This is a genomic window from Commensalibacter sp. W6292M3, assembly GCF_016101315.1.
Taxonomy (GTDB): Bacteria; Pseudomonadota; Alphaproteobacteria; order Acetobacterales; family Acetobacteraceae; genus Commensalibacter; species Commensalibacter melissae.
Genome location: NZ_JACFQT010000001.1, coordinates 1,235,519 through 1,251,771, shown reverse-complemented (window position 1 = coordinate 1,251,771; position 16,253 = coordinate 1,235,519). Strand labels below are relative to the sequence as shown.

General features: G+C 32.5%; 8 protein-coding genes, 1 tRNA gene and 1 riboswitch. Of the genes, 8 read left to right on the top strand and 1 reads right to left on the bottom strand.

From position 1 onward, the window contains the following. From H3T57_RS05550 to H3T57_RS05535, 4 genes are all read left to right on the top strand, one after another. Window positions 1-2,155: hypothetical protein (locus H3T57_RS05550; RefSeq protein ID WP_198193443.1), on the top strand; the 2,155-nt coding region annotated here is incomplete at its 5' end. Window positions 2,156-2,739: 584 nt separating this feature from the next. Then, window positions 2,740-3,162 carry a hypothetical protein gene (locus tag H3T57_RS05545; RefSeq protein ID WP_232349738.1) on the top strand — a complete coding sequence of 141 codons (423 nt, stop codon included), beginning with the start codon at window positions 2,740-2,742 and terminating at the stop codon, window positions 3,160-3,162. A 359-nt stretch (window positions 3,163-3,521) separates the two neighbouring features. Then, window positions 3,522-6,590, top strand: a complete 3,069-nt coding sequence (locus H3T57_RS05540; protein WP_198193442.1) for a hypothetical protein — start codon at window positions 3,522-3,524, stop codon at window positions 6,588-6,590. Window positions 6,591-6,909: 319 nt separating this feature from the next. Continuing rightward, window positions 6,910-9,654, top strand: coding sequence for a hypothetical protein (locus tag H3T57_RS05535; protein ID WP_198193441.1), 2,745 nt, complete (start codon window positions 6,910-6,912; stop codon window positions 9,652-9,654). Between the two features lie 1,280 nt (window positions 9,655-10,934). On the opposite strand, the gene H3T57_RS05530 is transcribed toward H3T57_RS05535, so the two are convergent. Beyond that, window positions 10,935-11,009, bottom strand: a tRNA-Thr gene (locus H3T57_RS05530). 203 nt (window positions 11,010-11,212) lie between these two features. On the opposite strand from H3T57_RS05530, the gene H3T57_RS05525 reads away from it, so the two are divergent. From H3T57_RS05525 to ribB, 4 genes are all read left to right on the top strand, one after another. Then, on the top strand, window positions 11,213-12,871 hold the full coding sequence (locus H3T57_RS05525) for a ribulokinase (protein ID WP_155571701.1): 1,659 nt from the start codon (window positions 11,213-11,215) through the stop codon (window positions 12,869-12,871). A gap of 120 nt (window positions 12,872-12,991) precedes the next feature. Then, a riboswitch (FMN riboswitch) is annotated at window positions 12,992-13,146 on the top strand. Window positions 13,147-13,229: 83 nt separating this feature from the next. Further along, window positions 13,230-14,354 (top strand): bifunctional diaminohydroxyphosphoribosylaminopyrimidine deaminase/5-amino-6-(5-phosphoribosylamino)uracil reductase RibD, encoded by a 1,125-nt coding sequence (gene ribD, locus H3T57_RS05520; RefSeq protein ID WP_230873397.1) that lies wholly within the window; start codon window positions 13,230-13,232, stop codon window positions 14,352-14,354. Beyond that, window positions 14,336-14,971 carry a riboflavin synthase gene (locus H3T57_RS05515; protein ID WP_110438635.1) on the top strand — a complete coding sequence of 212 codons (636 nt, stop codon included), beginning with the start codon at window positions 14,336-14,338 and terminating at the stop codon, window positions 14,969-14,971. The genes ribD and H3T57_RS05515 overlap by 19 nt, the downstream gene beginning before the upstream one ends. Then, on the top strand, window positions 14,953-16,230 hold the full coding sequence (gene ribB, locus H3T57_RS05510; RefSeq protein ID WP_155568948.1) for a 3,4-dihydroxy-2-butanone-4-phosphate synthase: 1,278 nt from the start codon (window positions 14,953-14,955) through the stop codon (window positions 16,228-16,230). Before H3T57_RS05515 ends, ribB begins: the two co-directional genes overlap by 19 nt. The last annotated feature ends 23 nt before the right edge of the window (window positions 16,231-16,253 follow it).

The following is a 16,253-nucleotide window of genomic DNA, read 5'->3' as shown; positions in this document are numbered from 1 at the left end:
TAAATTATCCGCTGAAATGTTGGATTATACCATAAAAGTCCCAACTCCATCCCATCAGGATGCCTCTTTGGGTAAAGTCGTCGATAAAGTTTTAAATAATGTATCCTTTTCAACATTTACAAATATTTATCAAGAAAAAAAAGAAAATAATGATTTAGACGTTAAATGTATTGCAATTGGATCTGATCGTGAGAAAGCAATTGATAATTGGACACCTCTTTTTGATAAAAATAGTAGAATTGATGGAAACGGAATTAAGTGTTTCGATAAAGAAACTGGTGAATGGGTCGTTCCTGAAGACGGGATTTTGGATATTAATTATGATATTGCTTTTGGTGATATGTCAGGAAAAAAATACGTTCCTATAGTAGAAGCGGAAAATTTTTTTAACATTGATATGGCAATCAACAATGAGCTGAATAAAGTTAATGAAATTATAGAAGTGGTTGATCAGCAGGAAATCACTTCTTACATTAAACCTCTTAAAGAAAATTTAGACTTAGTTTCTGAAGAAACAAAAGATAATCAAATAAAGGTGGATAATAAAACAGATTTAAAATCCTTTTTTCTTAAACGTGAATATCCAATTATAGATTCAGGCAATTGGAAGACTGTTAAAATCAAGCAAGGTATCAATAAAGGTAAAATTGCCTGGTTTGATACAATTTCTAATAAGTATTTAAAAAAAGCTATTAATCCTAATGATTACGTTTTTACAGAAGAAATTGTGGAAGCTTATGCAGGGCCAGTAGTTTTAATTGATGTAGATGTGACAATATCATCCGGTACCGAAGTGTCAGGGATCAGTTTATTAACGAATGTAAATAATGAAAGACAAGATCCATATGTTTTGGTCATTGAGGAAAATGCAAAAATTTCATATTCAAATATATTTTATAGAAATGTGATATCAAGGGGAAAATCATATCATAACACGTATTCAAGTAGTATGGTTGAATTGTATAATAATGCAATATCTTTAAAAGATACCTTGATAGTTGTGGGAGAAGTGAAAGCTAAATTTTGTTTAACAAGCAAAACGTGTACAAGCGCAAAGGATTATTCCTCGGGAGATAATTCTTTTTGGTTTGGAACTGATGGGTATCCTATAGGATTAAAAGGTTACAATAACGCTGACTTTATTTGTCCAATTGTTCCATTATTGTCAGAAGATAGTCCAGTATCTCATCCATCTTACTGGTTATTTAAAGATAAAAGTAAATTTTTATATAATAATGCAATGGATACAGATGAAATAATTTCATGGGTTAAGGAACATAGTAAACAAAGATTTATTTCCAATAAAACATTGATGTATTTAGGAGACTCAACCAACAACAATTTAGTAATAGATATTGAGGAAGTAAAAGATAGCTCTGAAAATATTGTTCTTGATAAAGAAGGATGTCCTGTCTTGGTTAATGTTTATCGTGTAGATAATGGTGACGAGATATACAGAGGAAATGAACCCTTAAATTTAGTCAATTGGAATGAGATAACATTAAAAAACGGAGCGGTTTTAGATAATATAATTATTTTTAGAACTTATCAATATGAAGAAAATAATAGCACGGGATTGTATCTGGAAAAAAATTGCGGAATAAAAAATTCTGAAATATATGGATACAGTCTATATAATGATACAATGAGTCAATCAAGTGATAATTATTATATCTCTTCAGGAGATGTTTATTATAATATATATTCAATTTCTGAAAATGATTGTTTTTATGATATAAATGAAACCAAATTTCCAATTTCGTTATTTGATCGTGATATAATCTATTATGACAGCAACGTGAAAAAAATAACGCAAGGTAAAAGTGATAATAGCAAGATTTTTTATATTACAATAGGTGGCAGTAAAAAATCAGTAGCGAGATTAGACTTAAAAGGTGGAAAATTAATAAATCCTTCCATTTCATTTTTCTATCAAGGTTCGATAAATGTTATTGATGATATGATAAATTTTAAGGAGATAGTTATTGAACCACAACCCGTTATTGCGATTAATAATATTAAAGGTCAATTGAAAAGAATTGTAAAAAAGGGGGACAGAATAAAATTGTTAGGTTATTGGTCTTCACAAATTCAGGAATTTTCACCGTTTCCTTTAGGATTAAATAAAGTTAGAACTACATTGAATTTAATATAAAATTATAAATCTTTTATATTATTATGTATTGGGTGATAAAAACAATTAGTAACAATTTAAAAACAAAAAGATTAGTAAAATATTATATGTCAATTTGAATAACTTGCACTTTATCCTCGATAGAATTTCAGGTTATTTGCCAGATAAGATCTTTATAATGTTAAATTGTTTTTTATCAATTCTAATTCGAAATTTCTGACTGCTGATAATCTTTTTAAATTAATAGTTAGATCCTTTGTTATATGTTGGAGCTTTATGTCAGCAAGGAATGTTAGAAGCAAGTTGAAAACTTAATTTTATTCAATAATCACCTGAAAAGGTGATTATCAAATTTTCAAAGTTTGAACAAATGGTTGCAACCGATTTTTTATCACAAGCATTACAATATTTCTTGGATATTTTACCGGGCAATGTAACTTCCGACTTGATAGTGTTACTTATGTTTAGTGTAACGTTATGTACATTGGTTACTAGATTTTGGAAAGAACCAGATAACAAGAATAGATTACATAAATTATGGTCATTTATCAATTTTCTGGCATCTTTTAAATTTCCTAAAAAAAACACGCAAATATCAAGAAAAAATGATGAAAAGAAAATTATATAGATCTCTTTATCATCATGAACATTGGTTTGCAGAATGGTGGAGTGCGATCTTACTTTTAAGTGCCGGTATTTATGTGATTATAATACCGAAAAGTGAAATTCTTCATCCATTTTTTATCCAGGGTTATTTAAAAATTATATCCAACCAAGTTTGGTATAGTTTATTTATTTTTATAGGATTTGTCCAATTTGCGGCTTTATCATATGAAAGCCTGTTGGGACGGGCCACTGCAGCTTTTTTTGCATCAACCTTGTTTATTTGGGAAACATTAAACAATTTTGTTTATGGATCACAATCGCATTTTTGTTTATTTGCTTGGGGAATATTTGCTTTGATTAACCTTTACGCTCTGGCACGTATATTGTCAGGAGTAGAGCAGATTTATGAATACAATTTATGAATTAATTAAATGGTGGTGGCAAAATAATGTTGAATGGATTAGATTACATGATCCATGGGTTATTCCTGTAATAGCTATATCTATTCCATTAAGTATGATTATACGGATGATATATGTTATTATAAGAACTTTGCGTAAAAAATAAAAAAAATTTATTAATTTTTTCAAAATTATTTCTAAATTAAAATTAATATTGAATGTATCATTCTTAAATAATAATATATTAAATGTGTAGAGATTTTACAGTAAATGTTTGAAATTATTTAATTTCTAGCATTTATTTTATGTAAAATTTTAAATATTACAAAATAATAACATCACAAAAAATTATTTATTAATATATTATAAAGTCAAAAAAAATGAATTTAAAATTTCTTTTAATGCTGGGAGTTGTATCTTCCCCTATTATAAATTTTTCTCATATTACATATGCAGAAGATTATGTGGCTAAATCTCAAATAAATGTAGCCAATGGAGTGGCTGGTTTAAACAAGAATGGAGAAGTAACAGCCAATATAAATAATGATAGAATAAATAATAATTCAATAAATAGTAATTTTATTCAGTTAAATAAAAAAAATGATCGTTTACGTTTTATTACCAACAGTCCTGATACTAATAATAATGAGATTGATATGTTTTATAATTGGGATGGTAATAATAAGGATGATTTTGGTAATCCATTAGAGGGGAATACATTTTATTTCACGAATAATAAATATGGCAATAATTACCGATTTAACGGGACAGTCAAGGCTTCATCGTTCAATAGTAGACATTTTGAACTCCCAAGACATGGTGATCGTTTGCGTTTTATTACCAACAGTCCTGATACTAATAATAATGAGATTGATATGTTTTATAATCTGGATGGTAATAATAAGGATGATTTTGGTAATCCATTAGAAGGGAATACATTTTATTTCACGAATAATAAATATGGTAATAATTACCGATTCAATGGAACGGTTAAAGCTGGTGGTATTGAGATTAATGGACATGTATTAAATAAACCAATTCCAGGGGGGATTGAACCAGTTGATCCGTATAATGATGATAGAAATAATGCCAATTTAATATTTTTGAGTCAACCAGGGTATGATTGGGGAAATATTAAACCAAATACGTTAATGGTTGGAGGGCGTAGTCGCAATTCTGTAGTTGGAATAAAAGCTACCTGCCAAAATACCGGACAAGGAGATCAAGGTGGGTCTTGCTATCAATTTACAAATATGAGCGGTCCACAAGCATACCATCGTAGCGGTTCTGGAGTGACTGATGGTATTAATATGGATGTGCGAACAATGGATAATTCTCCTATGGATTCAATAGGCGGGAATACATTGGTTAAAAATAGCGATGGTTCATATATTGTTAAAGGTAATGAATATTCGGTAATATCGAATGTTCCGGCTGGCGCAACAAAATTTGTTATCAAAGGAACCTTTGGATGTGGGTTGGGTGAAAGCAGATCACGTTGTGAATTGAGGGGTATCAATTTTGTAAACAATGCAGGGAAAATATCTAATTCTGTAAAAGTTACCCCCGGTTTTTATAACCCTTCAAACAATACGACAGAAGTGAATATTAATGATGGTTATGCTTTGAAGAATATTTTAACTCCTAATAAAAAATTAGAAATTATATATTATGCTTCTGATGGTACAGCATATGCTATTGATTTTTCTGAAGATGATAATGGTTCTCAATATGCGGCAATTTATCCATCTTTATCAGAAAAAGAAAGAAATCTTACGCACGCTCGTATGGCTGTATGGACTAATATCGCCAATGGGATGGCCAGTGTTGAAAATGGAACCAATGAAGACAGTGGTAATACAGACATGCCCGGTTATTATTATGGATATGCTGATGGGTTTAACGATACTGTTTTAAATCAAGCCAATATTGACGCTATTAAAGCAGATAAAACAAAAACAGATGAAGAAAAAGATCTTGCCATAAGACAAAATAAAGTAACCAAGATATTTATGAGATCTTTTAGTTATCCAGGTTTAGCTGGTGACTTAGTAAAATGGAAGAATAACAAGCATCCGCTTAATGATGATCCCAATATAAAATCTCCAGGCTTAAATGCTTACGATCAGTTGGATTATAAACTTTCCTACGCTTGTTTAACAAAAAACCAGTTAAATGATAATGAGGAACTACAAAAGAGATTGCATATTGGTAATCGACCAAATTGTTTTGATAAAGTTAATATTCCTTCAGTTGTAAGACCGGAACAAATAAATAATATAAATTATATTTATAATAGTAATTATCATCGTTATCAAAAACCCGCCCTGTTTTTAGGAATGGTTCAAAAGAATTTTAACCTTTACACTCAACAATCATTCAATAAAAGTCCTGATTCAATTACCCGTGAATTTGATAATGAATGGGATTTTCCTATGAATCAAGATCATGATGGACAAGCATCTGTGCGTGGTCTTACCATGGTCTTTTCCGGAGGTGGACACCCATTGGCTCAAGGAAGCTATATGTTGCGTATGGCTGGATTCAATCATATGCCATTGGGGTTGAAAATTGATGGTATTTGGCCATATGGTGGTAAGTCTTTTGAAACTGATGCAGGTTTCTTTTTGTATAAATGGACTATGTTAGGAGCATCTCCCTATCTGCAAAATATTAATGATGTTATGAGCATATCTGGTTTGGGACAAATAAAAACCAATCAGGCTTCATACCAACTTATGACATTTCTGTCTAATGATGGTAATGTAGATAACAAGCGAAATAATTCATTGCATTTGGGTTTAACGAAGCAAAATTCTACTGATCCCCTTCAGAACCTAGCCTGGAATCAATCACCAACTTGTAACGAGAATAAAGAATGTGCTGTTTTAGGTCAGATATTTTTTGATCCGTTGGGTTATATAGGTGGTATAGGATTAGGTTCTGGTTATGGAGATAAAGCTAAATTAGGATTGGTTGTAGACAAGGATGCTAATGTTTTTATAAATAAAAATTTATCGGTAACTGGTCAATCTAATAACAATAGTATTAATACTAATTTTCTTCAGCTTAATAATAAAAACAATATTTTACGTTTCGTAACTAATAGTCCTGATACGAATAATAACATGATTGATATGTTTTATAATCGTGATGTTGGTAATAGAGATGACTTGGGCAATCTATTAGATGCCAATACATTTTATTTCACGAATAATAGATATGGTAATAATTATAGATTTAATGGCACTGTTAAGGCAAATAGTATGGAAAGTGATCAATTTACTGCAAAGGGCTCCATTTCATCACGAAAGTTTATTGGTGTATTGTCCACGCCATCTTCATCATCAGCTCCATGTGCATCAGGAGAGTTTGCAGATGATGCAAATTATCACTATGTATGCGTTGCTCCAAACAAATGGAAACGTGTTGCATTATCTAATTTTTAAATAATTATATTAAACAGTTGAATAATAAATATTTATAAAAGTCTATCTTAGTGATAGGCTTTTATAATCAAAAATACATGATATTAAAAAATTAAATAATTATATAAAAATCAACCTTTATAATAATAATGAAGTTATATTAAAAATAAATCGTGATTAATTCTTTTGATATTATTTTTATACTATAATTATCAATTTTATAATTTTCATTAATAAAATACTTAATTTAAAAATTCTTAAAATTACAGATCTATAGAAAGTAAAATTTCGTATTGATAATTTAAAAAAACTATTTATTAATATTTAAAAAGTACAAAATATGAATTTTAAAACGATATTCACATTGGGGATATTATCATCTCCATTGATAAATTTATGTAACCTTAGTTATGCGGAAGATTATGTGACTAGGTCACAAATAAATGCAGCTAATGGAGTGGCGGGATTAAACAGTAATAAAGAAGTAACAGCTAATATTAATAGCCAAACGATATATACACCATTTATGTTATTGCCAAATACGGGTTCCATACGTTTTCTAACAGGTGATAGTAATCCAGATAATACAGATATTAATTTTTATTACAACAGATATGCGAATATTGACCCATGGGGTAACCATCTAAAGGAAAATACATTTTATTTTACAGATCATCATGGTGGTAATAATTATAAATTTGTAGGCAATGTAGAGGCCACAGGACTGATTTCGGCCTCTTCAATATTAGTTAATGGTAAATCTGTACAAAATGCTGTAGATAAAGTCAATAAAGCGCTTTATGCCACTTATTTGCCTAAGACACCTTATAATAATGGTAATAATGCACCTTTGGTTGTTGTTGATGATGGATATTCAGGTTTCGATAATGTAAATATTGCTAGAAATACATTAATGCTTGGTGGGCAATCACTGGATTCTAAGGTTGGTTTAAAAGCTAGTTGTCAAAATATTTCAGGAGGAGATCTGGGAGGGTCCTGTTATCAATTTACGGATATGTCTGGACCACAAGGGTGGCATCGTTCAGGTGCAGGATTGACTGATGGTGTCAATGTGGATATTCGTACTTCTAATAATTCTCCTATTGATGTTATAGGTGGTAATAAATTAGTAAAAGAGGGTGATGGTAATCATGATTATGCTGTACAAGGAAATGATTACACAATAGTATCTGATGTAACAGCAGGAAGCACAAAATTCGTTATTCGCGGAATTTTCGGATGTGGTGTCGCAATAACTGATGTCAGTGGTTGTAAAATGACAGGGACTGAATTTTTAAATGATAAGGGTGAAACTGTATCATCTGTTAAAGTATTACCTGGTCCATATGATTCTGAAAAAAATACTATATCAGTTGAACTTGCTAGAGGTTATAAATTAAAAAAATCTATAAAGGCTTTAAGTCAAGTGAGGATAACAATTTACTCTGCTGATGGGAGAGCTTATGCTATAAAACCATATAAAAATGGAACTGAAATTTATCCAGCGCTTTCCCAACAGGAAATGAATATGATCTCTATGAGAATGGCTCTTTGGACGAATATTGCGAATGGTATGTCTGTCATAGAAGATAAAAAATCAATTAATGATGCTATAGATATGCCAAATTACTATTATGGATATTATTCCGGATCTGTTGGATCTCCAAAAGGGAATATAAGTGAAGATAAAAAACATACCTATACTCAGTTAAATGTTGAAACTTATTATTACCCAGGTGCTGGAGGTAAGGGATTGTGGAAAAACTTAAAAATGTTTTCAAACATTTATGAAGGATCAGATGGTGTTCCTGGAAGTAATAAGGGAGATCAATTGGATTATAAAATAAGCTATACAGATCCAAGAACATTGAAAATGAAACATAATTCCAATTTTCATCATTATAGCCAGCCAGCTTTATTTTTAGGGTTGAGTAACAAGAACTTTAATACGTATATGTTACAAACTAATGATGCTTCTAAGACTGATTCAATTACACGAACTTATGATAATCAATGGGATTTTTGGATGTATTCAGATCATGATTATTCAATAAATAGTCATGGATTAACAATGTCATGGGGAGGCAGTAATCATCGTTTGACTGCTGGTAGTTATATGATGTGGTTAGCTGGATTCAGTAAAATGCCTATAGGGTTAAGGATTGATGGTGAATGGGAAGATGGTGGGATACCGATTGATACAGATGGTGGGTTTAGAGTATATAAATGGGTATGGCCTTCTAAAGCTTTGAATGCAATTAATGGTGAGCAGGTTATGATAGCGTTGGGACAGGCAAAAACTAGTAGTTCTTCTTATCAATTATTTTCCTTTATGTCTAATGATGGACCCGCTAATAATTCACTACATCTAGGAATGACAAAATCTAATAATGGATTACAATCTAATTATTCACCCACATGTAATCAAAATGGAAAATGTTCAGTATTGGGACAAGTTATTTATGATCCATTGGGTTATATAGGTGGTATTGCTCTTGGATCCGGACATGGAGATAAGACGAAATTAGGCTTAATTGTAGATAAGAATAGTAATGTGATTGTAAATAATGAACTTACAGTTCATGGTAAATCTGTCAACAATATTGTGGATAATGCAATATTAAAGTCACAAATAAATGTAAATAATGGGGTTGCCGGTTTAAATGGTAACAAAGAAATAACAGCACATATCCGTAGTCCATTTATAGATGTATCATATCTTCAAACGCCTTTTATGATTTTACCTGCGACAGGTTCAATTCGTTTTAATACAGGAGATAGTAATCCAGATAATAGAGATATTAATTTTTATTACAACAGATATGCGAATATTGACCCATGGGGTAACCATCTAGAGAAAAATACATTTTATTTTACAGATCATCATGGTGGTAATAACTATAAATTTGTGGGCAATGTTATTACAACTGGTAATATTACCGCAAATAACTTGCATGTTATGCTTTCAACACCATCTTCATCATCCGCCCCTTGTAAAGCGGGAGATATAAAAGATGATTCAAACTATCATTATGTTTGTGTAGAATCGAATAAATGGAAACGTGTCGCTTTATCAGATTTTTAGAAAATCATAATTAAATTTTTTAATAATTTTATACCTACCTTAATGGTGGGCTTTTTTTAATTTTTTCTGAAGATAAATTTTTATATCAAAAAAAACGAGGGGTATTTGTTTAAATTACCTTAAATATTGTGTTATCATGTCAATTTTAAATTATTTTGGTCTTTGGAAATAACGCACTGATAATCATTAGGTTACGAGTAATTGTTTGGTTGAAGAATATTCAGGTAATTTTACTTATTTAAAACAAATGGGTAATGGACCAGCATTAAGTATTTGTCAGATGGAAGCAGCAACTTATTATGACATTTGCAATATTTTTTAAACAATACTAAACGCCAATCTTTAATATATGTATTAATATACATTGCAGAAAATTTTAATTTAGATAGTTAGGGATTACCGAAACCTGATATATTAATAGGTAATCATTTTTTGTTGTGGCAATATGTCGTATTTTATATTTGAATTAAGGAATTACTGTAGCAATGGCTCAGTATCATAAAAAATACTATAGTATCAATTTAGGTAAAGTAATTTGAAGAATTATGACCATTTTCAATAAGCCATAAACTGTTAAAATAGATCAAAAATAATATATGAATATAAAACATAAAATATGTAATATTCATTAAATAATATAAAAGAAATTATTAGATTAATAATTTAAAAATAATTATTTTATGTATGATTTTTATAGATTTTTTTATATAAAATGTATATAATCAATAAGGTAAGGTAAAAAAGAATTACCTCCTTTATTATTGACACAACATCTAACTAAAAATTTCAAAAGGTTTTAAATAATTTTTATTTAGAAATAAAGGCCTTTTTTACCTTACCTAAATCAATCTAGCAAAATTAATTGTGAATATCAATACTAATAGTCAATAATTTATATATCGTTATATTTATTACTTAATAATAATTAATTTTTATGACAATAATAAAGAATAAATATATATTTATTTGAATAAATAATAATTCTAATTCATGTTAAATGAAATTATAATTTTTTGATAGAATATTGTCTTGAACAATGGATAAAATGTTCACAAAACATGTAAATATAACTGTAAATTATGATTAATCAATTATACAATGCTTATTGATTATTATTAAATTTGGTAGCGAATAAAAGATATACAAAATTATTGGCTGTTCATATTGATCAATAATTTTTTACACGTTGAAATAATAACTTATTTCTATAATAAATTGTTAGGTGAATTATAATTGATCACACTATATTAAATTTCCACATATCGATTTTGTTATGTTTGTGGTGCCGGATGAGGGATTTGAACCCCCGACCTTCGGTTTACAAAACCGCTGCACTACCACTGTGCTAATCCGGCAATATACAATCAACACGTGCAGTTCTATGCCTGATTTTAGATTTAATTTCAAGAAAAAAATACAAAAAAGTTAATATTTTTAATTTTTATAATAAAAATCAATTTTTTTTGATTGCTTGAAATTAAATTGATAATCATGAAGTGAAGGGGGATTATATGAAAACAGTTTTGTTTTCCAATTATTTTCCATGGATATACAATATATGCCTCATAAAATTGCAATAGGTCTTGATTTTGGTAGCGATTCCGTTCGCGCTCTGGCTGTAGATTGTCAAAATGGTGAAGAGCTTGCAGCAAGTATCACATATTATCCACGCTGGAAAAAGGGGTTGTTCTGTAATCCTATTCTAAATCAATTTCGGCAACATCCTCTGGATTTTATGGAATCATTAATAGAGGTTGTTTGCTCAGTCGTAAAACAATTGGGTGGTGTCGCTAAAAATATTGTTGCAATTGGAGTTGATGCGACAGGATCCAGTCCTGCACCATTAGATAGGCATGGTCAAATTCTTGCGTTACGGCCTGATTTTTCAGAAAATCCAAATGCAATGTTTATTTTATGGAAAGATCATACCGCTATTGAAGAGGCGGAAGAAATTAATCGATTATGTCAAAAACCAGCATATTCTGTTTTTTTAAAAGGATGTGGAGGGGTTTATTCATCAGAATGGTTTTGGTCAAAAATTTTGCATAGTTTCAGAAATGACGAGGCTGTTAAAAAAGCCACAGTATCTTGGGTTGAATGTTCAGATTGGATTCCCGCGTTGCTGACAGGCACAACCTTACCCCATATAATTAAAAGAAACAGATGTGCGGCTGGTCATAAATGCCTTTGGAATGAACAATGGGGCGGTTTACCTTCCTATGAGTTTTTTAAAGACCTAGATCCTGTACTGGTTGAAGAATTACCCTATCCGTTATTTAAAGAGACTTATACTGCTGATATGGCTGTTGGCAAGTTAACAAAGGAGTGGGCGGAAAAACTTGGTTTAAATGAAAATGTGACGGTTTCAGGCGGGGCAATTGATTCCCATGTCGGTGCAATAGGTGCGGGTGCTAAACCCTATAGTCTGGTAAAGGTCATAGGAACTTCAACTTGTGATATGTTAACGGCTGAAAATGAGCAGGTAAAAGGTAGGTTTATCAAAGGGATATGCGGACAGGTTAATGGTAGTATTGTCCCGGGATATATCGGTTTCGAGGCGGGACAATCCGCTTTTGGTGATATTTTTGCGTGGTTTCAACGTTTTTTAGGCTGGCCCTTGCAATTCTATGCACGTAATAATTTTACACATTTGCAAGAATTTTATGAAATTGAGCATGATTTACTAAATAATCTAGCTGAAGAATGGTATAAAAATAAGAATCTAGAATATTTACCGATTGCAGTTGACTGGTTTAATGGGCGTCGAACACCTTATGCCAATCAGCGTTTAAAAGGAACAATTACAGGATTAACATTGGCCACTGATGCAGTTGCGGTTTTTGGAAGCTTGATAGTTTCCACTGCCTGTGGTGCAAGGGCTATTATGGAATGTTTTGTAGAACAGGATATACCTATTAACACAATTATTGCAATTGGCGGAATTGCAAAAAAATCATCAATCATAATGCAGACATGTGCCGATATTATGAAACGTGAAATAAAAGTGTCAGCCTCTGAACAGTGTTGCGCTTTGGGGGGCGCCATTTTAGGGGCCGTAGCTGCAAAGGTGTATTCTTCAGTTTTGGAAGCTCAGCACCATATGTCCAGTCCTATATCCAAGATCTATAAACCTGATTTGCATTTATCTGAACAATACGAACGGATATACGGTCAGTATCAACAATGGGCTAGGGTTTCGGAAAGACAATATGTTTAAAATTAAGTATCAAAAAATATTTATCATCGGGAAAATGGGTGTTTATCCTGAAAAAACTTGATTACAAGAATGAAAATGCTTATCTTAATGATGTCCAGTAAATGGATGATAATTAAATAACGACGTTCTTGGGGCGAGGTGTAATTCCTCACCGACGGTAAGAGAATATCTTGTTCTTAAGCCCGTGAGCGCCTGTATTGTAATAATGCAGGGTCAAGCAGATTTTGGTGCGATTCCAAAGCCGACGGTTACAGTCCGGATGAGAAAGAACGATATAATTTACCTTTTACGTTTCGTTAATAACGTGAAGAAGGTATGTTATGGAGTGCCCGCGTGCGTCTAGAGATAGGAACTAGAAATGCAAGCACGCTTAGGTTCGGTTTCACAGGCTGAACAATTAAAAATGAATGAGGGAATTGATTTACCCGAAGCAATCTCTAATGCTTTTTCATATGCTATACGCGAAGCTTTACTTTATGTTGGGCAGACAGCGCCTAATCCTCCTGTTGGTTGTGTAATTTTAGATCAACAGGGTAAAATCCTTGCTGCTGCAGCCCATCATGAGGCAGGTAAGCTACATGCCGAGGCGTTGGCATTGCGGCAATGTCGTGTTGCAGGTGTTTGGGATAAAATTCATGATGTTATAGTAACGTTAGAACCCTGCAACCATATAGGGCGTACGCCACCTTGTTCTGAATCATTATTGCGAACTCCGGCCCGTCGTATATGGGTGGGAGTTGCTGATCCCAATCCTAATGTTTGTGGTGCTGGTAATGAACGGTTAAGACAAGGCGGCAAAGAAGTTTTTTTGTTAAGAGATCTTTGCGGTAAAAAATCTCTTTACTGGCAAAAAAAATGTGAGGATCTTATTGCTCCGTTTATTCAATCTGTGACAAGAGGGAAAGCCTGGATAACGGTTAAACAAGCTCTTGATGTTGCAGGCTCCATGATCCCACCAATAGGGAAAAAGACATTCACCTCTTTTACATCCCTATGTCAGGCTCATCAATTGCGGCGTGGAACTGAGGCGATTATAACAGGTGTGAATACGATTAAAGAGGATAATCCATCTTTCACCGTGCGCTATGTCCCTGATCACCCGGATCGAAAACGCTTGTTGATTATTTGCACTAAACAGCAAAAGCCTCTAGAGGAAATTGTCCCCGTAAATTATATCAAAAATGCTGAAAAAAATAATTTTTCTCTTGTTACATGTTCGAAAATTGATGATCTACCATATTTATTACATAATCATAATATATTGTGGGGGATGGTTGAAGGAGGGCCACAGTTATTGCAAGTCATTCGTCAAAAGAAACTTTGGGATGAATGGCTTATATTTCGAAAACAAAATAAAGGGGATGATCAGTTAAAGTTAATTTCTAACCATCTTGCTTCACCTACGCGATTACTTTTATCCCATTTCAATTTTGTTGACTTTTCGAAAAGAAAGGAGGGCACATTATGTTCTCTGGTATCATAGAGTTTCTTGGTGTTGTTTCAGCTGTTAAATATGAAAAGCAGGATTTAAAAATTCAAGCTATGGAAATTAAGATTAAAACTGGTATACCAGATTTGATTCTTGGTGAAAGTGTTGCCGTAAATGGTGTATGTTTGACGGTGACAAAACTAGGTACGAATGATGAAGCTTCCTTTTTTATCAGTTCAGAAACTTTAGATCGTACGAATCTATATGTTTTAATTGAAAATATGAAAGTAAATCTGGAACGGGCCGTAACACCTTCCACCCGGCTTTCTGGTCACATTGTTCAGGGGCATGTAGATGCAACTGGCCGTATTTTCAAAATTGAACAGAAAGGTGAGGCACATCAATTATTTGTCGCTTTACCTTCTTCATTACGTAAGTATGTTGTGGAAAAAGGTTCAATAGCCATAGATGGTGTCAGTTTAACTATTAACGGGATAAAAGAAACAGCTGAAGAAAATCACGGAATAAATGAGTTCCTGATTGATTTGATGATTATTCCGCATACTTGGAACCATACACGGCTCGGTTTGTTAAAGGTTGATGACATTGTCAATATCGAGGTTGATATCATTTCAAAATACGTGGAAAATCTATGTCAAGTTCAAAAGTGAATCAAACTTTAAGTGCGGAATTGAAACGTGCTGTTTCTGCCTTGCAAAATGGGCAGATGGTTTTGTTGGTTGACGATGAGGGACGTGAAAACGAAGGTGACCTGGTTGCTGCCGGGCAATTTGTAACGCCTGAGATCGTTAATTTTATGATTACGAATGCCAAAGGTTTACTTTGTATGCCTTTACAACGTGAGCTGGCGCAGAAACTTCGTTTACCATTAATGGTTCAACATAATACCTCACCACATGAGACAGCTTTTACAGTCTCTATAGAAGCAAAAGAGGGCATTACAACAGGTATTTCTGCTTCGGATCGTGCAAAAACCTTTGAAGTGGTTGCAAGGGATTGTGTCACTGCGCAGGATATTATCTGTCCCGGTCATGTTTTCCCCTTAATTGCCGATCCTAATGGTGTTTTATCCAGAAATGGACATACGGAAGGCTCAATTGATCTATTAAAAATCGCTGGATTGAAGCCTATTGCCGCAATTTGTGAGATTGTCAAAGATGATGGATCAATGGCAAGAATGCCGGAGCTTCGTCAGTTTTCTGAAAAATATGGTATTCCAATCGTTACAATTGCTGAAATTATACGTTGGCGTGAACAGTATGACGCGAAAAAATTGGATTCCGTATCTTCATTGGTGAAAGCGGGAACAAGAGCCCATTTACCCAATTGTTATGGTGGAGAGCATTTTAAGGTTCAGGCATTCATAGACTTGAAGGGTAATGAACATCTGGCCGTTATGAAAGGAGACTTTCCATTTCATCAAACCAATGAACAAATTCCCTTGGTTCGTCTGCATTCAGAATGTTTGACAGGGGATGTGTTTGGTTCTTTGCGATGTGATTGCGGTCCCCAATTACATCAGGCCTTGAAAATGATTGGTGAATCTGAATGTGGTGTTCTGTTATATTTATGCGGTCATGAAGGCCGTGGAATAGGGCTTTTTAATAAGGTTGAGGCTTACGCATTACAGGAAAAAGGGTTTGATACGGTCGAAGCGAATCATCAATTGGGTTTTTTGACTGATATGCGTGACTGGAAAGTTGCTGGTGCCATTTTAAGAAAACTTGGTATCAAATCTTTAAATTTAATGACGAATAACAAGAACAAGGTTGAAATGATGAAAAAACAGGGTTTTGAAATTCGTCATCGTGTTTCATTGGAAATTGATGCTAATCCTTTTAACAGTCAATATTTAAAAACAAAACGAGATCGTATGGGGCATCTTTTAACCCATTTATCTGAAATATAAATTTTCAGTTAGAGTTTATAACT

Excerpts from the sequence above, each read along its gene's own strand:
- H3T57_RS05545 (WP_232349738.1), top strand. The coding sequence starts at position 2,740 with ATGATGAAAAGAAAATTATATAGATCTCTTTATCATCATGAACATTGG.
- H3T57_RS05540 (WP_198193442.1), top strand. The coding sequence starts at position 3,522 with ATGAATTTAAAATTTCTTTTAATGCTGGGAGTTGTATCTTCCCCTATT.
- H3T57_RS05535 (WP_198193441.1), top strand. The coding sequence starts at position 6,910 with ATGAATTTTAAAACGATATTCACATTGGGGATATTATCATCTCCATTG.
- H3T57_RS05525 (WP_155571701.1), top strand. The coding sequence starts at position 11,213 with ATGCCTCATAAAATTGCAATAGGTCTTGATTTTGGTAGCGATTCCGTT.
- ribD (WP_230873397.1), top strand. The coding sequence starts at position 13,230 with ATGCAAGCACGCTTAGGTTCGGTTTCACAGGCTGAACAATTAAAAATG.
- H3T57_RS05515 (WP_110438635.1), top strand. The coding sequence starts at position 14,336 with ATGTTCTCTGGTATCATAGAGTTTCTTGGTGTTGTTTCAGCTGTTAAA.
- ribB (WP_155568948.1), top strand. The coding sequence starts at position 14,953 with ATGTCAAGTTCAAAAGTGAATCAAACTTTAAGTGCGGAATTGAAACGT.